The following is a 22,093-nucleotide window of genomic DNA, read 5'->3' as shown; positions in this document are numbered from 1 at the left end:
GCGCCACATTTTTAATTAAAACCAAAACATCAACCCGATATGAAGAAAATAGCATTATCCTTACTGATAGCTCTGAGCTGCATCTCAGCCAAAGCTGCCGACGGCAAGTCGCTGTTTGTATCATTCAACGATGGTAGCAAGATAGAGTTTGCACTGAGCACGCTACCGGAAGTGTCCTTCGGAGATGATAAGATGACTGTAACATCTACAGCTACTGCTGCCAGCTATGAACTATGGAAGGTTTCCACCTTCACTTATGGTACAACGACAGGCATCAAGCAGGTAGAAACCAACAACAAGTTTGCCTTCGAAGGTGACCGTATCATCGTGGATGGTACCAACAACAAGGTAAGCGCCTTCGCACTGGATGGGAAGAACATCAAACTCTCTCCTATCACAGCTGGCGACAAGACCATCATCAATCTCAGTGAATTGACACATGGGGTCTATATTATCAAAATCAATAACAAATCCATAAAAGTAGCAAGACAATGAAAAAACTATTACTCTCACTCCTAGCAGTAATGATTTCATTCACTGCCTTGGCACAAACGAAAGGAGACAAGCTGACCATCAACCTAAAGAATGGTACATCACAAGTCTGGGATCTGACAGCAGACGGACAGGCTCCAGTTTCTAAAATCACACACTCTGCAGATGGTAAAGTGGGATTCGTGATGACGGGTCTGGAAGACTATGGTGCTTTCGAAACCTACGACATCAACGACATCAACAACATCTCCTTCTCTATCTATCACGAAAGCGAAGTAGGCAATGTGAATCTCGCCGACCCTTCAGCTACAGAAAAGACCAAGCGTCTCTACAAATATCTGCAGCTGAATTATGGCAGCAAGACCATCTCTTCGGTCATCGCCAACGTCAATTGGAACACCCAGGAGGCTGACAAGATCTATAAGGCAACAGGCAAATACCCTGCCATGAACTGCTATGATTTTATCCATATCTATGTTCCTAAGCAGGGTTCCAACGGCTGGATCAACTACAACGACATCACTCCTGTCACCAACTGGGCAGACCAGGGCGGACTGGTATCGCTGATGTGGCACTTCAACGTGCCTAAGACAGAAAGCACCACTCTGGGAACAGATGGAAGCGGTGTGACCTGCACCCCATCCGAAACCACCTTCAAGGCAGCCAACGTATTTACTGCTGGCTCTTGGGAGAACAAATGGTTCTATCAGGAGATGGACAAGGTGGTGGAAGTTCTGCAGAAGTTGCAGGATGCAGGCGTTGTTGCCATTTGGCGACCATTCCACGAAGCTGCCGGTAATGCCTGTCTGAAATCAGGTGCCAGCTGGGGTAAGTCCTGGTTCTGGTGGGGATATAATGGTGCCGAAACTTACAAAAAGCTTTGGCAGACCATGTTTGATTACTTCCAGAACAAGGGAATCCACAACCTGATTTGGGCTTGGACCACACAGAATTACAATGGCGATGCAAATACCTATAACAATGATGCCGACTGGTATCCTGGCGACAAGTATGTAGATATCATCGGTCGCGACCTCTACGGTTATGATGCTGCCAAGCAGGCTCAGGAGTTCAAGGAGATTCAGGCACGCTATCCTGGTAAACTCATCGCTCTGGCTGAGTGCGGAACTGATGCCAACAACAATACAGCTACAGCAGGTATTGACGAAGCTTGGAACGCTGGCGCGAAATGGAGTTTCTTCATGCCTTGGTATGGAAGCAACATGCCATCCAACGACTGGTGGAAGGCAGCATTGAGCAGCAAGAACGTGATTACCCGTGACCAGGTGAACCTGAATGCCAACTACGTAGAGGAAAGCGCAGTAGATGCTGTGAAGAACATGGGCATCGGTACCAATTTCGGCAACTGCACAGATGTGGTAGCCATGTGGATGAACATGAACAGCAATTCTGTTACTGATTTCGAGAAAGCTTGGGGACAGGAGCCAACGACCAAACCGATGGTAGATTTCCTGAAGAAGAACGGTTTTAATTCCGTCCGCATCCCCGTTACCTGGTTCCAGCACATGAAGGCAGACGGAACCGTGGATGAAGCCTGGATGAACAGAATACAGGAAATCGTTGATTACGTCATTGATAACGGAATGTACTGCATCCTGAATGTTCACCATGATACAGGTGCAGACGATAAGGATGTGAAGCACTGGATCAAGGCTGATGAAGCCAACTATAAGGAGAACAAGGAGAAGTTTGAATATCTCTGGACCCAGATTGCCACCCGTTTCAAGAACTACGACCATCATCTGGTGTTCGAAGGTTACAACGAGATGCTTGATGCAGACAACACCTGGAATGCGCCAAAGAATGCTAGCAGCTATAAGGGTTTGAACGGATATGCCCAGAGTTTCGTGAATGCAGTACGTGCTACCGGTGGCAACAACGAGACCCGCAACCTCATCGTCAATACCTATGCAGCAGCTAACGGAGACGAGGTTTTGAACAACCTCACTATCCCTACCGACAAGGTAGAGGGGCATATCGCCGTAGAAGTTCACACCTATGCTCCATGGGATTGGTTTGCCAAAGGCAAGTGGGATGCTTCCTGCAGCAAGGAAATCGCTGATATGTTCACCCGCCTGAACAAGAAGTTCATCAGCAAGGGCATTCCTTGCATCATCGGTGAATACGGTACTCACGGAAGCAAGAGTGTCAGCAAAAACAGTTCTGCCAGCGAGATTCAGGCTGCTGCCGACCAGGCTGCCGACATAGTGAAGCAGGCAAAGACATACGGCGTAGCGACCTTCTACTGGATGAGCATCTTCAGCGAAAAAGACAGAACGGTTCCTCAGTGGACACTCCCTACAGTAGTGGAAGCTATGAAAAAGGCTTATAATGAATAACAAATTATGAGAATCAAATATATTATATTGATGTTCGCGGCCCTCATGGCTTTCTCATCCTGCGGTGAGAAGAAAAAGAAATCGTATGATGAGATTGCCATGAGCGGTCTCACAACCCGCACAGAGAATCTGAAAACCAACATCAAGGCGTATGCCAACAAAGGTACGCTGATAGGCCAGATGTATGGAACCTTAACCGGAATAGGCTGGAATCGCTGGCAAAGTGACAGCGACCGATGCGACTTGAAAACTCTCTGCGGTTACAGACCGGCTGCAAATGGATATGAGTTGGCTGGCATTGAAAATGGAAAATCACAGAACATAGACGGTGTTCCGTTCAAGGCTATCCGGGAAGATGTGCTGAAACACTTTCGTAAGGGAGGCTTACTCATCATGAACTGGACAATGCCTGATTATAACGGCAATAATGATATGCTGGAGGAATATACCAAACAGGTTGCCAAATATCTTGATACACTGCAAGATGGTTATGGTATCAAAGCACCTGTAGTACTCAATCTTCTTCCTGTAGACGGTAAGACATGGTACTGTAAACTCAGCAAAGACGACTATATCAGTCTTTACAAGAAGATACAGGATCTCTTGGATGACGAGAATGTAACGAATGTAGTTTATAGTTATTCTGAAACCTACCAGCCGGGCAAGAATCTGATGGATCGCTATCCGGACAACAAGATTGATGTGATCAACGTGACATATCTGCAAAGCAAAAATGCCATCGACCTCCCACTCTACCAGAAGAGCATCAAGGAGATTGTGAAGCAGGCTCTGCCTTTTGCCCAAGACCACAACAATGCCTTCGGACTGACAACAGGAGTAGAATCTATTGGTGATTCCAGTATTTTTTCAGAGACATTGCTTACAGTACTCAAGCAGCATCACATAGCTTACCTGATGTTTGGCAGAAACCAAGGAGAACCGATTGAGGAGCATTACTATACTCCATATCCTGGTGTATCGAACAAGAAGACTCATGGGTTCATGGAAATGATAAATGATGAAGTTTGTGTTTTCCTGGAAAAGCTAAACGGACTATATCTTGAACATTAATCAATGTTCGAAACGGATAAAATCAAAAAGAGAGGGCATTCACATACCCTCTCTTTTCTTTTCAACAAACTAAAAATATAACTCTATACTATTTCTGAACATACTTTTTACCATTCTTGATTACTACACCCTTATAAGATGCATTAACCTGCTGACCAGCGAGGTTGTAAACCGGAGCATTCTTAGCAGCTGGAGCTACAAGCGCATTTGATATATTAGCTGGAGTATTGTCTACCAATAATACATAAGCGTGAACTAACTTGCAATTATTATAGATATTGAAAGTTACACCACCCTTATGAGATTCACCATCAACATAAGCATCTGTACCATTTTTGGCAGCCTTCTTGAAATCACCAACAGTAACAAAGATATCAAAATTCTTACCATCAGCAGCATTCAATTCATAGGTTGGACTCCAATTATCAGAATTGGCAAATCCACCAATCCCCCAACCATTGCGAGATACATAAGGATCTGTCGTATTCTCGAAGCTTAGTTTCACCTTTGTATCATCAGCATATTTGTCAAATTCTGAAGCCAAAATAGTATGACCTTCAACCAATGTCAATTCAACCTCAGTATGCTTAACCGCATTTTGGAAATAAGCACTCTTGAAAGTGACTGTCTTAGGAGCATCATCTGCACACTGCAAATAAATCTGGCGAACAACGTTCTTATGGTCTGCATTCAGTGGAACAGTAATTTTATTGTCTGTACCCATTGCTGTTGAGCAAATTGTTTTACCATCATCACCTTTGGCATCATATTCTACAACAACCTGAACATTAACCTTATCAGAATTTTCAATCTCTAACACGAAATCATCGTAATCAGAGCAATCCTTACTGCCAAGCCACCATCCTGGGCGATAGCTCCATTTTTCGTGGAATGTAATAATTTTGGTCGTTGCATCATACCAAACAGTTTCACCATCCTTCACATTGTTGCTTGGCTCTCCAATATCAAGAGTAGCTGCGTTAGCAAACATAGCAAATAATACGCCACACACTAGAGTAAATAACTTTTTCATAAGCTTTATATATTTTATAGGTTTAAATATTGTTTTTAGAATCAACACGTTTATTGGTTCTTTTCGTGGCAAATATACGACAAAAGTAGCGAAATACATGATATTATCTTGCTCATTATCAATACTATTCTTTCTACATGCCATTTTTTTTTTAGAATTTGATGCAATTTATCTAAACTAAACTTTCGCATGTGATTTCAGTACGGGCTGAAGGCCGTTTCTGTGTTGGCCTCATGTTTGCCTTCAACTCTGCCTTCTTCCATACTTCCGGGAAAAGTTGCTGAAAAAGTTTTATGGTTGCATGCAAGCACATGAAGAAGAATACTCAAGTGGTTCAGTCAGCTAACTCAAGTGGTTCAATCAAGCAACTCAAGTAGTTCAGTTAGCGAGTTCAGACGTCTCTGTTAGCTGATGCAGACGTCTCGATAAGCTTACAGATACGTCTCCGTTAGCCTACGCAGCCATATTCGTAACCCGATGCTGCCATATTCGTAACCCGACGCTGCCATATTCGTAACCCGACGCAGCCATATTTATAACCCGATGCAGCCGTATTTATAACCCGATGCAGCCGTATTTATAACCCGATGCAGCCGTATTCGTGAATAAGTTTTATGTAATCATCTATCATCCATCACGATTTGTACTCCTAAGCTTCTTAACATACTAATATACAGACGCTTAAATAGCGTGACGGATACTTCGAAAACGGAAATATCCATCACGCTATCCATCACGATTTGGGGTTATCCCTCACAATATTCTCACTACACATTACCAGATACTGCATATCATTGTTGAAACACTTGCGATAGTTCAAATGAGGCTCACTTGAATCTGGACAGGATGTATCCGAAATTACATCGCGACGTATCTGGCGCTGCGTCGTGACGCGTCTGTTATCACGTCGGGACGTACCAGATGCTACGTCGGGACGCAATTTCGGGAACAGCATTGGAGATTATACGGGAAAAATAGCATCAAAAACAATAGGCATTGAACCGAAAAAACACCTAAGTATCGCTATTTTTATGGCAATATATGGCAGATTATGGCAATTAAAAAGCTATTGCAATATCGGTATCAACTAACAATCAGGCTGTTACCAGCTTATATGGCAATATGGCAATTCTTTTACGAAAAAAAATCCTACAGAAGTCTTTCACCACAAGAAAACAAGTTAGAAATAGCATAAAGAGGATTGACTAATATCTTCTTCCCTTTGGGGCTGACAAACTCCCCAAAATTCTCCAAAGAACAGCGAATGGCATACTTAATATGCTCTTTTTCCATAAAAACATAAAGACTCGCCATCGAACCTCGTAAACCAGACTTCACTTCCATCGGAACAATGTCAATGCCACGAGACAAGACATAATCAACCTCCGAAACGGTTCCACGAGTCAAGTTTTGCCAATAGTATAAGTCATGGCGCTCATTAGGCGACATATACTTTAGTAATTCCAATCCTGCCACCATCTCCGTCAAACTACCCTTATCAACTAAGTCTGCAGCATTGTCAACCAATAGTTCTTTCACTATAGAATTAGTAGAGTCTCCTATTCCTAACAGATTGAGGAGAAAGCCATGATCTATCAGATTATACTTCACAAACTTCGGATTAATCTCTGCACCAAGCGGAATGCCATTTGCCGCAGTATGCCATACAGGTATAATGATACCAGCATCTCTAAGCATCTCCAAAGCATTCTTGACTTGCGCAGTCGTATATCCCCCTTCCACTTGGCTAAACACGAATTTACTCCCCACTTGATGAGCCACACTAAACAATGTTTGACGCAGCAAAACAGGATTGACCTTTGCTTTATATTTCACGAAATCATCTATATAAGTTTGCTTCAACTCACTAAGCACAGAGTCTACTTCCAAATAACTATTCGTATCAACGTACTTAGCCACAGCAGCAGGCATACCACCTATAAGCAAGAATGAACGAAACCTCTCCACTAATCGCTCATAGAAGACATTCATCAATGGCTTTTGAGAGGTTGCATTCCGTTTCATACTTACCAATCCATCATCACCTAAAGCATAAAGGAATTCATCAAAAGACATCGGATATACAAACATCGAGCGGATACGCCCTACTCCATAAGCACCTAAATCCTTCAATGCAAATTCCAACAGCGATCCAGCCGCCACTACATGAAGTTCAGGATAATCTTCCTTGAAAAACCACAAGCTATGGATGGCATTAGGGCATGCCTGTATCTCATCTAAGAACAACAAGGTTTTGCCAGGAATAACGGGAACTTTGAAATATGCCGACAATTGCTCCGAAATAAACTTCACGTTTAAATCTCCATCAAAGAATTCCTTGACAGTCTTATCACGCTCAAAGTTAACTTCCAAGAAATAAGGAAAGGACTCTCCCAAGTGTCTAATGGCACTTGACTTACCTACCTGCCTTGCTCCTCTCACAAGCAATGGTTTATGCTCTACAGAACTTTTCCACGCTTCAAACTCTTTATCTATTTGTCTTTTCAGATACTTCATATCTCTATATTATTGATTTTCAATGCAAAGATAATGCAAACGAGCGCAATGAAAGCTTGCTTTCTGATTGCCGAGTGCAGCTTATCTTATGCAAAGATAGCACTTTTATCTGAATAAAAGCCAATCAATTAAGCTTTTTTATAAAAAAGTCAGAGGTTATTTGATGCTAAATTATAAAAAAGTCAGAGGTTTTTTGATTTTAAATTATAAAAAAGTCAGAGGTTTTTGTCTTATACTTGTAGCAGTTCCCCAAAGTGGACACAAAAAATGATTATTAATTATTTATATTTTTAAAAGTACACATATCTATCAAATTTCGTTCCTTTTCATTTGCAAAAGTAGACAATCTCATCCATATTTGCAAGTTTTTCTTTATAAAAGTGAACATTATTCTTTATTTTTCTCATTTCCAGCCATTTTCTTCCGTTCTGTGATGAACTTCGGTGTTGCATTAGCCTCTCGCTTCCCAAAAGTGTCCTTTCTTGGAAGCTCCCCTTTATAAAACCTCTTCCTGTAATTATTTGGCGTATCATAGCCGATAGCATAACATGGTCTTTTCTCATTGTAATAATCCACGTATGCGTCCAAGGCCTCCTCGAACTCCTCTCTTGAATTACATGTCTCAATCTTGAAGTCTATGAACAATTCCTCTTTTATCCATCCGTTGAGGGATTCGTTCACAGGGTTGTCTGTAGGCTTTCCTGCCCTGGACATAGACCTCACAATCAAGGTGTCCTTTATCAGCTCATTATAGGCGAGCGAAGCATACACGCTACCTTGGTCCGTATGAAGAACAGTTGGCTCATCTGTGCCCTTCAACAGGTTGATGACATCATTTAGCCCATCAATGTACTGGTCTCTATGTCCACGTCTCTCAGCCACATGCCACGTTAGGATTTCTTTCGTAAAGACATCGAAATACATGGTCAACTCAAAGAAGAACCAAGAGTATTTGATGACTGTCATGTCAGAGACGATAACTTGTCGAGGTCTGTCTACCGTGTCCCACGTGGAATAAATGAGGTTGGGGTACTTATCCTTTACCTTACGTGGTTTGTAATGTATCTTGTGTCTCGTTTGTGACTGAATACCAAGATATTGGAAGCATTTATAAGAGAAATTGTCGCTGATACTCAACTGTAAATTGATTCTTATGTACGCTGCCACCCACCTGTAGCCATGTGTAGGGTGTTCCGAGTGTATGTCCTCAACCACACCCACCATGAACTCACGATTGATCTCACGGGATGAAGGCTCTCTTCTAAGCCACTTGTAATACCCCGACCGACTTACTCCCATCATCTTGCAGATATCCTTGACAGGATACTCGTGCGATAGCATGTCCACTATTTTGAACTCTTCATTTTTAAACGAACATACTCCGTTTGCCCATCCTCGTTCTGCCTCACCAGATATTTTTTTTTGAGCCGTTCATTCTCAATACGCAAGCGTAGGATTTCTCGCTTATACCCCTCCTTGGTTTTGTCAATGCCCTCAGGAAGTATGTTCCCAATCTCAGCATCAGCACGAGCCAACCCCTCTATGCCTGCTTCTTCATATTGCTTCAGCCACTTCTTAAAAGAAGTTTCCGAGACATTGTTTGCCCTGCAGAAATCACTGAGCTTAACTTTGGAGTTTCCCTTGAACTTACGAATCAAGAACTCCTTTTCCAATGGATTTAAATGCTTTGCCATAAAAAGTTTCCTTTCTGGTGAATACTTGACGATAAGATAACCGTGCTTCGGCAAGTTGTGTGCCCTTACGTTCGGGCTACGCCCTCTCTACAGGGCACACAACTCTATCTGCTTGCAAAGGTAATCATTTTCCATCAGTTTTCCACCTTTCTGTGTCTACTTTTTGAGGGGCAGCATACTTGTCTTATACGTGAAAAAGTTGTGTCTTATACGTGAAAAAGTTGTCACCTTTAGGATGGTTAAACTAAATTTGTTACTATCTATTTTTTGTATCACTAAATGAGTTACGCATTTTTAATTTTATCACTATATGGGTTGTCAGCGAATACCCATTATACCTAACTAGGTTACTCTTTTTAAGGAGCTATCCCTAGAAAGGTTACGGTGATGATATTCTTTCAAATGCAAAGATACACATTTTCAACTAATTAGAAGAATTTTCCCAAGGATTTTTCCACATTTTCTGCTGTGGCCCCACTTGAGTATGTGCAACTGATGGTGTTTGATTACCGATACTCATATGCGGTCTTTCGTCGTTATAAAACGCAATAATCCTGGTCAGTTCCTTCTTACATACTTTACGAGTAGGAATTGTCATTCTATAAAGCCATTCTGTTTTTAAAATGCCGTTTGCACGTTCTGCTATAGCATTCTCCAAAGGATCTCCTGTTTGAGTCATACTTATTTGTGAGCCATGACTTTTTAGGATAGATACATAATTCTGACTGCAATACTGGCTTCCTCTGTCAGAGTGATGAATGAGTCCTTTTGCAGTTTCTTCATCAATGCTTTTATATGCCATTTTAAGCGCTTCTAATGGATATACAGTTTCTAATGTTGGACCAACAGCCCATCCAACGATTTTATGGGAATACAGATCTGTTATAAGCGAGAGATAGCACACACCTTCATTGGTTTCAACATAGGTGATGTCACTTGCCCAAATCTGGTTCGGATGGGTAGGAACTACTCCCTTAATCAGGTTTGGATATTTGCGATAATTATGGTCGGAATCTGTTGTCTTATAGCGCCTACGGCGCTTTATACGTACCATGAGTCCATGCTTACGCAGCATCTCAATAAATGCGTCACGACCAGGGAAGCAGCCAGTATCCTCAAACATCTGTTTCAATATGGCATGCAACTTTGCAGCTCCTAAGCCAGGATTCGACTTACGATACTCACGTGCCTTTTCAATGATGATAGACTCAATGGCCTCTTCAGCAAAGCCGTCAGAGACATTGCGCTTATTATATGCTTGCCGGGTGAAACCAAACAGCCCGCATAGAGTGCCTAAACCTTGGCTCTGGCACTCTGTGCGGAGCAAGCTTACTGTTTGGTACCAGATTTTTTTCTCACAGGAATATTGAAGGTTTCTTCTGCGAGGTCAATCATGGTGGAGAATGCCTTAGAGCGAAGCTTCTCTAACTCCAAAGCCTTGCGGAGACGCTTAATCTCTGCATCTTTCTCTTTCAACTGTTCATTTGTTGTCTTTGCCATATCGTCACGGTTTTGGTCTTCTGGCGGCAAAGATAACAAATCTTTTTCATTTAAGAACTTATCCATCCAAGAAAATAGCACTGTACGACTGCTTATATAGTATTTCTTGATGATTTCTTCTGCTGGGAGCCCACTCTCCATATACTCTCGAACTATCATGATACGATCATCATCTGTAAAAGAGTAGCTATTCAACTCTACCTCACGGGTCTCAAACCAACCTGTGTCCTCATTATACACACGTTCAATTCTTGTCTTACGTTTCATTGTCACTTCTGTTTGTTCCTAAGTGACAACCTTTTTCAGGGAAGTACAGGACACGAAAAAGCCAGAAAAAAGAGGGTGCACCATGAACTGATGGCACACCCTCCTAAAACAACTAACAATTTCACTAAACTTATAACTTACCAATCTTCTTCATTCTGTCTACCTGCGTCTTTACTACATCCAATGTAGATTTATCGGTAGAGAAAACGGAGTTCAGACCTTGCGCTTCCTGAGCAGGATCACCGGTGTAGTCATCACCTACCTGCCACTGCTCATGCTTAGGATTGGCAAAGCCGCCCCATCCCCAGAAGTTGCAACCGGCAAAGTAACCGCCGGATGCTGCATTGTCGCCAACAAGACTGAACACATACTTATAATATCCATCACGTGCTTCTGTTGTAGAAGAAGTTGAGAAAGAGAAACCATCACGAGGATAGCCGAACTCCTCCATCACCAATGGCTTCCTGATACGTCCGCATACCTCAAGATGTTCATCAATATAGTCCTTTGTGTTCTGGCAGGAGATTCCCAAATCTTCCTGCAAATGGTCTTTTCTAGCCCAACTCCAGTTGTATGGCCAAAGATGAATGTTGCAATAATCCACATTCTTGTCGGCACAGATCCGTTCCCAACAGTTCAGTTCTCCTTCACATCCCCATTTACCTTCGCTACCGATAGAAATCAGATGATTCTTATCGAGCGAACGGATCAGCTTGCTCGCTTCACCCAGCCACTTTTCGAAAGCAGGCAACTGCTCTTTGCTGAAAGCACGAGGCTCATTACCTATCTGCCATGACATGATGGCCGGGTCATCCTTATACTTCTTCTTTGTATATCTGTTGGTTCTCGTAAGTATGAATTTCACATAATCATAGAAAAGCTGATGCGCCTTTTCGCAGGATGCATATTTGGCGACGAAGTTCATGAAGGCAGGATATCCATCTTCGTTAGGACGGGGAGCCTGACCCAAACCAGCCTGCTCCAGGTAATAGCCATAACCGCCACTCCATTCCCAGGAATTGTTCAGGTAGAGCACGGCCAGCATCTTGCGTTTGCCCATCTCCATCAGAAGATAGTCAAGACCTGCAAGAATCGTATCGTTATAAACGCCCGGAGCTTCCTGCAGCGTCGGCTCAACTTTGGTCTTCACTCCTCGCTTTCCATCAGAGCCCACCAGGATGCGGAGATTATCAATGCCCATCTCCTTCATCTTATCGAGTTCCCTACAGAGACGCTCACGGTTGCCACCCTGTCCTTCTGAACCGAGGATTGCACCATACCAGAAATTGGTACCTACATAATAATAAGGTTTACCATCACGAACGAAATGTCCGTCCTTTACCTGCACAAAGTTTGACTTCGCTGAGATATTGCATGTAGCCAATGCCATCATCAATAAAATAAATATCTTCTTCATTTATTATTTAAGTTTACAGTTTAAAGATTCATTTTCGGTTGCAAAGATACTAAATAAGGGCAAAAAAGCATGATACTTTTTTGCCCTTTCTACATATAAATCTAAACTATGCTTATTTATTATTGCTTTTTCTGCTTTTTTCTAAGGTTTCGGATAGATTTTCAGGTAATCTTCCATCCCTTCGCCTGCTCCCTGCATCACACCTTTAAATATATAGGAGTCGGAAACTACCTGTTTCTTTCTGTCGAAGATGGTCATGTGAGGAAGAGGCTGCACATTGATATCCCAGACGTATGGGATAAGTCCTGCCTTCATCATTTCGGCAGTCACAGCACCATACCATGCCATCATACTCTCATTATGCTTCTCCTGATTACCACCGAAGAGAGAGGCATCCTTACGGTTGGCACCATATTCGCCGATGACTACCGGATAGCCCTTGTCCACAAACTTCTTCTTCATCTTCATCACCTGGTTGATAATATGCTGGTAGGCATCCACGTTCTTATTATTATAAAAGATGGTGTTTACGGTTCGTCCCTGGTCATCGGCAGGCGCATGTCCTTTCCAATAAAGAGCCACCTTGCCCCAATCAGCATCCTTGTCCATCAGGGTGAAGGTATAGGGATCATAGAAATGAACCTCTGCCATCAGGCAGTTCTTCGCCTTATCCTTCAGACGGGTAATGTCATAATAATCCTTGGCAGCCAAATCAATCTCGGTCTTTGGAGTCTGTACGATGAGCACACGGCTGGCATTATTACCACCGGTAGCACGGACGGCATCGATAAACACCTGTTCGTATGCCAGGAGACGGTCGGTAAACTCCTTACTATCAGGAGCCAGCATGTCGCCTTGAACCTGCGGACTGGCGCCTCCCACTCCCGGTTCGTTGAGGGCAGCAAAGAGAACCCGCTGGTCATACGTCTTGAATTCCTTTGCTATATTCGTCCACAGCTTGCGGAACATCTCCTTATGCTCTGCCACATTCGCCCCGCTGGTAAAGGCATCATGCTCCATCCATCCGCCATCCCAGTGTTCGTTGATGATGACACAGAGACCGGCATTGAGACCATAGTTTACGATTTCCTTGATTCGTTTCATCCAGACAGGATCTATGGTCATATTCTCCTTATCCGTAAGATGCCCAGCCACCCAGGATGTAGGGATGCGAAGACTGTTGAATCCCTGCTGTTTCAAACTCCGGATATAGCTCTCAGTAGTCTTATCATTCTGCCATGAAGTTTCCGACTTCAGTCCTGCCTGATTGGTAAAGACATCGTTCCAGTCGCACGCCTCCATCGTATTACCCAGGTTGACTCCTGGAGCCATATAGTGAGCCAGTTCGGTAGCCGTGAGTTTCATTTTCGAGATACGGCCATCCACTGGTTTAACCTGTGCGCCAGCCCAAGCGAAATGAGCGGCAGCCAATATAATCATAACTATCTTCTTCATATATCAATCTAACGTATTATCGGGTTTTGAAGTTATCATGTTGCAAAGATAGCGAAAAAACTGTAGCGTGAATGTATACTTTTGATAAAAGGATAGGTATATTATGTTAGGATGTACGATATTTGCACAAAAAAGGACGCACATCAGAGAAAGATTCTCCGATATGCGTCCACACACTTTATATTAAACCTAAAGACTTAATATCTCGTTTTTTACCATGGGTATTTACCCTGGCTCGCACCCTTCATGATGGCATCGAAGATATACTGTTTCTTCACTACGCCATTGGTGCAATCAATCACGTCACCAGTCTCCCAGTAGAATGGAACACAACCATTGTCCTTGGCTACCTTGGTAACATATTCATCGAAGTAAGCCACAGACTTATCGTGCAATTCCTGATCCTCTCCTTCTCCTAAAGTACGGAAGATAGCAGCATACTCACCGATGATAACAGGGATACCCTTGTCTACGAACTTAGCCTTGATCTTAGCCATCTGAGCGTCAACCCATGCCTCGGCATAATTGTCAGGAGTATTACGGTTGCTGCCAGCAAGTTTATTATCCTTGCCCCAGTAATAGTAGCACTTAGACCATGCATCATTTCCATCCTTATCCAGCAAGCAGAACAGATATGGCTCATAGAAGTGAACCTCTACCATCAGACGGTCTGGCACCTTGTCTGTAGGGAATGTTGCCACCTCAGTCTCATCAGGGTTGTCCATATAGTTGCAGGTATTTGAGATATCAGCACCGAGTCCCTGAACAATGATGGTACGAGAAGCATTATTACCACCAGTAGCACGAACAGCATCAATCATGGTCTGCTCATATCTAACCACACGCTCCACAGCATATTTATCTTTCCACATATCAGACTTACCAGAAGTTTCGTTCATACCTGGCTCATTGCAGGCTGCAAAGAGGAGGTGCTCATCAAAGTCCTTCATGTAAGAAGCCACTTGAGTCCAGATAGCCTTCTGTCTTGCAATGATAGATGGCTCCAACAAATCATCAAAGATATGGTCTTCAAGCCAACCGCCATCTTTTTCGGTATCTCCATCCTTATCATAATGACAATTGAGGATAACATACATATCATTCTGAACACACCAGCTGATGACTTTCTTTACACGATGAAGCCAATTGGTATCAATGGTGTATGCTGGATCTGTAGAACGATGAGTAAAGTGGGCAGCCCAAGCGCAAGGAATACGGACGGTATTGAAACCAGCATTCTTCAAACTCTTGATATACTCCTCAGAAACCTTACCATTTCTCCAAGAGCCCTCACCTCCAGGTGCCTCCATCAGGTTACCCAGATTAATACCGGCATACATCATGCTTGCCAGTTCCTTGGCATTGTGAGCCATTTCTCCTTCAGGAACAACAAGAGGTTCACCAGCCTGAGTGATAGAAATCTCCTTCATATTGGTACCCTGTGTCACCTTGATGAGAAGGCTGCGTGGACTTTCGCTCTTGTTTGTTGTCACTGCGAAAGAATAGTTATATACATTTCCCTCTGCACTACCCTCTGTCAAGGTAAGCCAAGAGACATCCACTTTCTTACCGGCGTCATCCTTGTCTCTGACCACAACGAGCGGTTTACTGGATGCCGTCACCGAGAATGTTTCTGTAGCAGCTTCGTTGCTGAGGGCAAACTCAGTGCCCTCAACATGGAAGATTTCAGTAACATCATTATCGTCATCACTACATGCCGCCATCACGAAACAGAAACATAAGGCAAGCATGGTTGCAAATATCAATTTTACTTTCTTCATAATCGTATATTTTTACGTAGTACTTTATTTTTACCACTGTGGTACAGGGAAAAGACTATGGACAGTAAACTTAGCGCGCATAGACTTATTAAAGCCCAGCTCTCGCATCAAATCACCATCCTTGACACCAAATGCACAATTATCCTTTGTAGCAGCATAGCAATTAAATAATTCCAAACGATACTTAGGATTCTCATTGGCGTCAATCACCTTAGACTTATCGTAAGAAACAGCCTTACCGTCAAGATAGAACTCATCCAAAGTACTGTGTGTGCCTGGGAAGAAACCATAAAGGTCAGCAATCTCAACGAATGTCATGATAGTACCACCTTCAAAGCCCGAACCTTCATAAGTCATATCGAACTGATTGTTCTCGAGAGAGTATTGCCCCTTGTCACTCTTAACAACTTTCAAAGTAGAACCATCGTTATATCCCCACAACTGAGCTTCACCTTCACCCCAGCCACGAACGGCATTGAATGTAGGAGTGTAGACACCAGTACCATCACTAGTTGTAGAAACTACAGTGAATGTTACCTCCAAGGTTTTATTGAAGGCAAGAGCAGGCTCACCTGCTTCACCAGGACCTCCACTAGCACGGAATGGGGAATTCTGAGCAGTACCTGAACCCCAGATATTGAACAACTCTATACGATAGTTGCCGTTATCTTCGATATCACCATAATGGAACTTGTTGGCATCAAACTTCAAATCCTGTCCATCAGCCTTGATAGCATCAATGCGAACCAATGCTTTAGGGTATTTTGCAGCAAAGCCTTCCAGATCAAGGACGTAAACCTTACCATTGGTGCGGGCTTCAGTTGTTTCAAGTTTTACAGTATATTGACCAACAGCCTTTGAGCCACCAGAAACGACAGTTGAAGCGCCATCCCAGTTGCCACCATCACCCCAAGCAGTCAACTTGGCAACATAGCCATTCTTGACATCTGAGGTTACATAGTTATAAATCATCAACTGACCATCACTAGAACGGATTACACCCAACTGAAGTGCCTCGTCAGAAAGAGACATCACCTTGATCTTGGTTTCATCAGTACGGGTGATACCACCGATATACTCAACTGCATTCAGAGGGTCAATGGTCATTGTGATTGTCTTATTCTTCTCATCAACGGTAAATGTACCTTCAGAATCCTTATAAGAACCATCAGCCTGAACCTGATGAACCTTTACCTTATCATTGCCATCTTCATCCTGATAGAATGTCATTGTACCATTACAATGGCTAGGATCAGTGATAGCCCAAGACTTAATATTTGCATATTCTGCATCCCAACCGGTAGTTTCACCTACAACAGGCTGGTTATTGGTATAAGAAGCCCAACTTGCATCCTTGCCATAGAAGAATACAGGACCAACAAACTTATAATGAGATTCATCTGGTTTCAAGTCAAACTCCCAAGTATTATACAACTTCTCCTTAACAAACTTCACGTTCTTAGCCACAGATACAGGGCGGATAGCCAATGCCTGATAAACAGGAGTAGAAGTACGACGATCTGAATTACGGTCGAAGCTGTAGCCCAAAGCAAACTGTTTGTCAGCAGGATTGATAGAACCAGAGAGATAGAGACCATTGATACCCTGACCGGAAACAGTCTGCTGAGTACGAGAACCTGCCGCTGGCAAGAAGATGGAATTACCGTTAGGACCTGTAAGCTTGTAACCAGCTACACCAGCCTGTTCTACCCATTCTTTCTTACACTCATTAAACAACTCCTCAAACTCTTCCACAGTTGGCATTGTCAACCAAGAGCCATAAGCCTTATTGGCAACATCACGATCAGTCTTATAGATGTCAGCAGAAGCATAATCCTCCATTAATACGCTGGTTTTGAAGCCAGTCATATCACCAAAGCCGAAGAGACCACCAAACTCTGTTTCACTGGTAGCACCAACATTATACCTAGCCCACTTGGTAGAGAGACCAAGGTCTACAAGATCATTATCTGGATTAAAGTTAGACTCAGGAGTTGTAAACTCTCTTTCCTCACCATAGATAACACCATTACCCAAGTCGAGGTAAGCTGTATAGTGATAAGTAGTATTAGGCAACAAGCCCTCTGTCTTTACTTCATAGTTGTCGTTGATACCATCAGCCTGAATACGTACACCCTTGCGGATTTTCTCTGTCTTAGTATCAGGTGACAGGATAATACCGCTTACGGCATCAGCAGGAGCTTTCTCCAAAGAAGCCTGGAAAGTAACAGTGGTAGCTGTCAGATCTTTTACCTCACCAGTGATAGCCTTGGAATCGGTTAAGACTGCACTGGAGACAGTACCCGTATAAGTAACGTGCCCCTGCAAGGTAACGAAAGCCTGATAGTAAACCACCTGACCAGGAGTGCCAGAGATAGAAGCACTGAACTCAGAGGTGCTTTCGCCGGTTACCTTCTCAGAAAGATTGTCCTCGGCATCACCATACATGAATCCTACAGTGTAAGATCCGGACGACTGACTTTCGAGTCCCTTCACCGTACCATGGAAGATAGCGGAAGAGGCTGTAACGTCAGCAGACCCCGTAACAACGGAATTTTCATCCAGCAATGGGGTTGTGCTAGGAGAATAGTCATCGTCAGAGCATCCTGCGAAGAAGATGCTCATGACAAATGCCATTATTCCAAATAATATTTTATTCTTCATAATTGAATTCTATTAAAGTTATTGAATCGTACATGAAACAATCTCCACACCTACAGCAGAGGCATCACCATCCAATGTGCCATAACCATCCAACTGTATAGAAAGGTCGAGGCAAGTACCAGTAAAGGTAACTGTAGAACCTGACGTATTAGTCAAAGAGACAGTTGTCTCACCATTAGTATTCAGTTCAACTGCATCAGATTGTTCAAAGCGCTTTGGCTCCCAAATACCACCTATATCCTTATTATCAGTAATAAGAGCACACTTTGGAGTAGCAGACCACGTAATACCACTATTAATCTTGAAGACAACTGTGATAGTCTGCTTCTTCTTCAATTTAATTTTGCCAATCTCATCCTTGAAGATACCAGAACCAGAAGCTCCGTAATGCCAGAAGCCTAAACGGAGACAACCATTCTCGGTCCAAAGTTTGTCAGGAATCTTGGTTGCATCAATACCCACGATAGTAGGACCTGTCTGTCCACCACCAATAGCCTTATGGTTGAGGCAAGCTACGAGATAAGTATTGACATTACCGTCAGCATCTTTTGCTTCAGGAACACCAATCATCAACTGACCAGCAGCATCCTCGCCCAAGACTGTAAACTCACGAGTTCTCAACTTGATAGTACGCTTATCGCTAGAAGCTGCAATGATATTGATATACTTATTGAATACCAACTTGTTACCATCCTTGATTTCCATTCTTCCTTCGAGTTCCTGACCTTCGCAGTCTGTGCAAGAGAACTTGTAGAAATCCTGACCCGTAATCTTCTCAATAGAAAGCTGGAAGTTATCCACTACAGCATCTGCAGGCTTAGGAGCCCATGTTTCGTTATACTTATCACCAATTACAGACTTCCAACGAGCAGCATTCTGAACAGCCATCTCCTGCTTGCTAGGTACACCATTAGCATTCGATGTTTCGTAAGTAAATGGAGAATTGTTCCACCACAAGATATCGTAAGGCTTCTCAGAATCGAGAATGAATGTAGCCTTATTACCAACATAAGAAACATCATTATGTTCGATAGTGAACAAATCTGTTGCCAAGTTAGGATACTCTGGAAGTTTAGGAGATACAACATCCAAAAGTTTGTCGGCAGCAGGAATACATTTACCCTTAGTATCCAAAACTTCCTGAGAAACGAAGTTCCAGATGATATACCAGTTACCTTCAGAGTTGGTACGACGAGTAGCCAACTGAAGCATATAAGGAGTCAGTTCAACTATAGAGATATCCTGGGTATAGTTAGAACAAACTTCATCAAAGGCAACATTGTGCATAGCATAACAATCAGAGAACGAAATCTTAGGCATCGTCTTCTCCTCTAAATTCATGTTAAACTTACCAATGAGATTAGATCCGGTACTAGCTCCCTTTGTTCCTGCCTCACCACGATACATGGTAGCCACGCAACCATTCTTGGCATCCATACTGAACTCCATATATGAATCCATATAAGGGTCAGTCTCAGGAATCAACCAGCTCTGGAATCCAGGATCCCAGTTAGGCTTAAAGTTCTCAAAGAGAATATCCTTGTAAACATTGCCGAGCTTGTCATCCTCTGTAAATCCCTTACCATCACCATCAGGGTCATAAGGTAAAGCATACATCACAGGACCAGAACACTGACCGATGCCAAAACTTGCATAGCAAGGAATCCATTTTTTCTTGACACCAGCAGCCAAAGTCTCCGCATCAGGGAACTGACCACCCTTATAATCCTGATCAGCCAGATAGAACCACTTGTTATCGTTCAAGAGCGAGAAGTCGTTCTGAGGAAGATTAAACTTGTATGGTTCACCATAAACCACACCACCATTGGTCTCAACACCAAAAGTAACCTCGTAGTCACCAGCGAAAGGCAACTCCAACTTCTGAACCGGTTTCTGAGAACGACCAGAAGGAGTAACCCAAAGAGCCGTACAATCAGGAATATTGGATGTCAAGGTCACAACATTGCCATTAATGGTCACGGTATAAGCCTTGCCCTCCACCAATTCCTCAGGAGAGTAAGCCTTGCCGCCCATGCTCAAGTTGTCAGGCGAACAAGCCGCCATCAACAAAGTAGCAAATATGGCAAGTACCATATATATATGATTGAATAATTTCATATTTTCCGATTTTTAAATGATTAAAATCAACTATACTTATTACCATCCTGGGTTCTGTGTCAAGACATTACCAGAAAGTGTAATCTGAGTATTAGGAATCTGCATCAAGCCCTTCTTGGTCGTAAAGTTAGACTCCACGAACTTGGTCTTTGCAGCTGCTCCACCATTCTGGACAGAAGCACCATTCTGAGCCTCAGCAATTGTCTTAGCAGCAAAAGCTCCATCCTTTTCGTAGCGCATCAAATCCCAATAGCGAAGGCCTTCGAAAGCAAACTCGATAGCACGCTCCTTACGGATATTCTCAATACTATACTCCTCTGGGAGTTCACCAGCACGGGCACGAACCTGATTCAAACCAGAGTTAGAACCCGTCAACTCAGACTGCATCAAGAGTACATCTGCATAACGCATAATGGTATAATCCTGATAGTAGGTGATATTCTGATGCTGTTCACCGAGTTTGAAACCTACCTCCTGGCGAGTACCATCTGCAAAACACATAGGTGCATACTTGCGGGTATAGTAACCAGTGTATTCGTAAGTATCATTCAAGTCAGGAGAGAATCCTGCTTCCTTGCAGCTCCATGCACAAGCAGAGAAACGAGTGTCGTTCTTAAACTGCTCTACGAAAGAAGGAGTAACAGTGCAGGCACCCCATCCACTTGCAATACAAATATCAGCAGCGCTACGGTTACGAGGACCCAGATAAACAGAGAAGGTATTACCATCACCATTTCCGTTATAGTCGTGAGTAGAATTGAACTTCATGTTGAGCACAATCTCCTTAGAGAGACTACCCTGACCAGCCTTCCAGGTCTTGCCATCATACCATTTTCCGGCATAAGTTGTACTCCATGCATACTCTCCGTTAGAAGAAGCATCCTTGGTACAAGCAGGCATCCAGAGATCCTTGTAGTTGGCCTCCAACTCATATCCTCCATTTACAACCACATCATTGATTGCTACAACAGCATCAGACTTAGAGCAAGCAGGATGCTCCTCACCATAGTAACCTGTATAATAGAGGTACGCCCGAGCCATCATAGCCTCGGCAGCATACTTGGTAATACGACCATCATTGCTATCACGATTATCGAGCGGATAAGCATCAGCAGGAATATTGGCGATGGCATACTTGAAGTCATCAAAGATAACCTGGTAAACATCCTTAACTGGTGTACGAGGAATATTTTCCTCAGATGGTGTCAACAGCAAAGGCACATCACCAAACAAACGAGCCATATCAAAATACAGGATGGCACGGATGGCGCGAGCCTCACCGAGAATGCGACCCTTCACCTTATCATTACCACCCCAATTGATGGTATTCTCAGCAGCAATCAACTGATTACAGCGAAAGATAGCTGCATAATAGTTCTTCCAGTCTGTATTAAACAAGTCGTTATACGAAGGAGCGATGCTAATATCAAACTGGTCTATCACATTGTTATTCTTGGCATCAGAGAGTCCCAAACCTGCAAAAGCCTGATCAGAAGCAAACTCAGCCATCAGATACATGCCGACACCCGCATCTGTATAGGTGCGTTGCCATCCATCATAACAGCCCACGAGATCAATCTCTGCTGTCTCAGCATTACTGTAAGCAGTTTCTGAGTTGAGGTCGGTCTTGGACTCTGTATCTAAGAAATCATCGCACGAAGTAAGTGTCAAAGCTGACAAAATCAACGCACTCATGAATATATGTTTTCTTTTCATATCACTTT

At 43.1% G+C, this 22,093-nt stretch carries 15 protein-coding genes; 3 read left to right on the top strand and 12 right to left on the bottom strand.

What is annotated here, in order from left to right; all coding sequences use genetic code 11:
- Positions 1 to 39 precede the first annotated feature (39 nt).
- From FO447_RS01570 to FO447_RS01560, 3 genes are read left to right on the top strand one after another with little or no spacing between them, the layout of a single operon-like run.
- Complete coding sequence (locus FO447_RS01570) at positions 40 to 495, top strand: T9SS C-terminal target domain-containing protein (protein ID WP_118154026.1); 456 nt, start codon at positions 40 to 42, stop codon at positions 493 to 495.
- Entirely contained in the window at positions 492 to 2,852 is a 2,361-nt protein-coding gene (locus tag FO447_RS01565; protein WP_200757363.1) for a cellulase family glycosylhydrolase, read from the top strand. The genes FO447_RS01570 and FO447_RS01565 overlap by 4 nt, the downstream gene beginning before the upstream one ends.
- Before the next feature lie 6 nt (positions 2,853 to 2,858).
- Positions 2,859 to 3,923 carry a hypothetical protein gene (locus FO447_RS01560; protein ID WP_118139183.1) on the top strand — a complete coding sequence of 355 codons (1,065 nt, stop codon included), beginning with the start codon at positions 2,859 to 2,861 and terminating at the stop codon, positions 3,921 to 3,923.
- Positions 3,924 to 4,011: 88 nt separating this feature from the next.
- On the opposite strand, the gene FO447_RS01555 is transcribed toward FO447_RS01560, so the two are convergent.
- The 12 genes from FO447_RS01555 to FO447_RS01500 form a co-directional block, all read right to left on the bottom strand.
- Positions 4,012 to 4,956 carry a hypothetical protein gene (locus FO447_RS01555; RefSeq protein ID WP_200758618.1) on the bottom strand — a complete coding sequence of 315 codons (945 nt, stop codon included), beginning with the start codon at positions 4,954 to 4,956 and terminating at the stop codon, positions 4,012 to 4,014.
- Between the two features lie 1,149 nt (positions 4,957 to 6,105).
- Positions 6,106 to 7,473, bottom strand: coding sequence for an ATP-binding protein (locus FO447_RS01550; protein ID WP_117586118.1), 1,368 nt, complete (start codon positions 7,471 to 7,473; stop codon positions 6,106 to 6,108).
- Between the two features lie 387 nt (positions 7,474 to 7,860).
- Positions 7,861 to 8,814 carry an IS3 family transposase gene (locus FO447_RS01545; RefSeq protein ID WP_118417203.1) on the bottom strand — a complete coding sequence of 318 codons (954 nt, stop codon included), beginning with the start codon at positions 8,812 to 8,814 and terminating at the stop codon, positions 7,861 to 7,863.
- 5 nt (positions 8,815 to 8,819) lie between these two features.
- On the bottom strand, positions 8,820 to 9,167 hold the full coding sequence (locus FO447_RS01540; protein ID WP_117695123.1) for a helix-turn-helix domain-containing protein: 348 nt from the start codon (positions 9,165 to 9,167) through the stop codon (positions 8,820 to 8,822).
- A 424-nt stretch (positions 9,168 to 9,591) separates the two neighbouring features.
- A complete protein-coding gene (locus FO447_RS01535) occupies positions 9,592 to 10,494 on the bottom strand; it encodes an IS3 family transposase (protein WP_153083943.1) in 903 nt (300 codons plus the stop codon).
- A 2-nt stretch (positions 10,495 to 10,496) separates the two neighbouring features.
- The gene (locus FO447_RS01530) at positions 10,497 to 10,934 is read right to left on the bottom strand and encodes a transposase (RefSeq protein WP_089543290.1); all 438 of its coding nucleotides are present in this window, start codon (positions 10,932 to 10,934) and stop codon (positions 10,497 to 10,499) included.
- A gap of 130 nt (positions 10,935 to 11,064) precedes the next feature.
- A complete protein-coding gene (locus tag FO447_RS01525; protein ID WP_200757361.1) occupies positions 11,065 to 12,351 on the bottom strand; it encodes a glycoside hydrolase 5 family protein in 1,287 nt (428 codons plus the stop codon).
- A 141-nt stretch (positions 12,352 to 12,492) separates the two neighbouring features.
- Positions 12,493 to 13,806: a glycoside hydrolase family 5 protein gene (locus FO447_RS01520; protein ID WP_200757359.1), complete on the bottom strand. Its 1,314-nt coding sequence runs from the start codon at positions 13,804 to 13,806 to the stop codon at positions 12,493 to 12,495.
- Positions 13,807 to 14,018: 212 nt separating this feature from the next.
- Complete coding sequence (locus FO447_RS01515) at positions 14,019 to 15,587, bottom strand: cellulase family glycosylhydrolase (RefSeq protein ID WP_118415190.1); 1,569 nt, start codon at positions 15,585 to 15,587, stop codon at positions 14,019 to 14,021.
- A 30-nt stretch (positions 15,588 to 15,617) separates the two neighbouring features.
- Positions 15,618 to 18,251: a hypothetical protein gene (locus FO447_RS01510; RefSeq protein ID WP_118415188.1), complete on the bottom strand. Its 2,634-nt coding sequence runs from the start codon at positions 18,249 to 18,251 to the stop codon at positions 15,618 to 15,620.
- 18 nt (positions 18,252 to 18,269) lie between these two features.
- Positions 18,270 to 20,369, bottom strand: a complete 2,100-nt coding sequence (locus FO447_RS01505; RefSeq protein ID WP_200757356.1) for a hypothetical protein — start codon at positions 20,367 to 20,369, stop codon at positions 18,270 to 18,272.
- A gap of 39 nt (positions 20,370 to 20,408) precedes the next feature.
- Complete coding sequence (locus tag FO447_RS01500; protein ID WP_117692158.1) at positions 20,409 to 22,085, bottom strand: RagB/SusD family nutrient uptake outer membrane protein; 1,677 nt, start codon at positions 22,083 to 22,085, stop codon at positions 20,409 to 20,411.
- Positions 22,086 to 22,093: the final 8 nt, after the last annotated feature.

The sequence above is a fragment of the Segatella copri genome (genome assembly GCF_015074785.1).
Taxonomy (GTDB): Bacteria; Bacteroidota; Bacteroidia; order Bacteroidales; family Bacteroidaceae; genus Prevotella.
Note: the sequence above shows the minus strand (reverse complement) of the source record. Positions and strands in the feature narration are given on the sequence as shown.

What these genes read in the sequence shown, in the direction of transcription:
- FO447_RS01570 (WP_118154026.1), top strand. Translation starts at nt 40, where the DNA reads ATGAAGAAAATAGCATTATCCTTACTGATAGCTCTGAGCTGCATCTCA.
- FO447_RS01565 (WP_200757363.1), top strand. Translation starts at nt 492, where the DNA reads ATGAAAAAACTATTACTCTCACTCCTAGCAGTAATGATTTCATTCACT.
- FO447_RS01560 (WP_118139183.1), top strand. Translation starts at nt 2,859, where the DNA reads ATGAGAATCAAATATATTATATTGATGTTCGCGGCCCTCATGGCTTTC.
- FO447_RS01555 (WP_200758618.1), bottom strand. Translation starts at nt 4,956, where the DNA reads ATGAAAAAGTTATTTACTCTAGTGTGTGGCGTATTATTTGCTATGTTT.
- FO447_RS01550 (WP_117586118.1), bottom strand. Translation starts at nt 7,473, where the DNA reads ATGAAGTATCTGAAAAGACAAATAGATAAAGAGTTTGAAGCGTGGAAA.
- FO447_RS01545 (WP_118417203.1), bottom strand. Translation starts at nt 8,814, where the DNA reads ATGCTATCGCACGAGTATCCTGTCAAGGATATCTGCAAGATGATGGGA.
- FO447_RS01540 (WP_117695123.1), bottom strand. Translation starts at nt 9,167, where the DNA reads ATGGCAAAGCATTTAAATCCATTGGAAAAGGAGTTCTTGATTCGTAAG.
- FO447_RS01530 (WP_089543290.1), bottom strand. Translation starts at nt 10,934, where the DNA reads ATGAAACGTAAGACAAGAATTGAACGTGTGTATAATGAGGACACAGGT.
- FO447_RS01525 (WP_200757361.1), bottom strand. Translation starts at nt 12,351, where the DNA reads ATGAAGAAGATATTTATTTTATTGATGATGGCATTGGCTACATGCAAT.
- FO447_RS01520 (WP_200757359.1), bottom strand. Translation starts at nt 13,806, where the DNA reads ATGAAGAAGATAGTTATGATTATATTGGCTGCCGCTCATTTCGCTTGG.
- FO447_RS01515 (WP_118415190.1), bottom strand. Translation starts at nt 15,587, where the DNA reads ATGAAGAAAGTAAAATTGATATTTGCAACCATGCTTGCCTTATGTTTC.
- FO447_RS01510 (WP_118415188.1), bottom strand. Translation starts at nt 18,251, where the DNA reads ATGAAGAATAAAATATTATTTGGAATAATGGCATTTGTCATGAGCATC.
- FO447_RS01505 (WP_200757356.1), bottom strand. Translation starts at nt 20,369, where the DNA reads ATGAAATTATTCAATCATATATATATGGTACTTGCCATATTTGCTACT.
- FO447_RS01500 (WP_117692158.1), bottom strand. Translation starts at nt 22,085, where the DNA reads ATGAAAAGAAAACATATATTCATGAGTGCGTTGATTTTGTCAGCTTTG.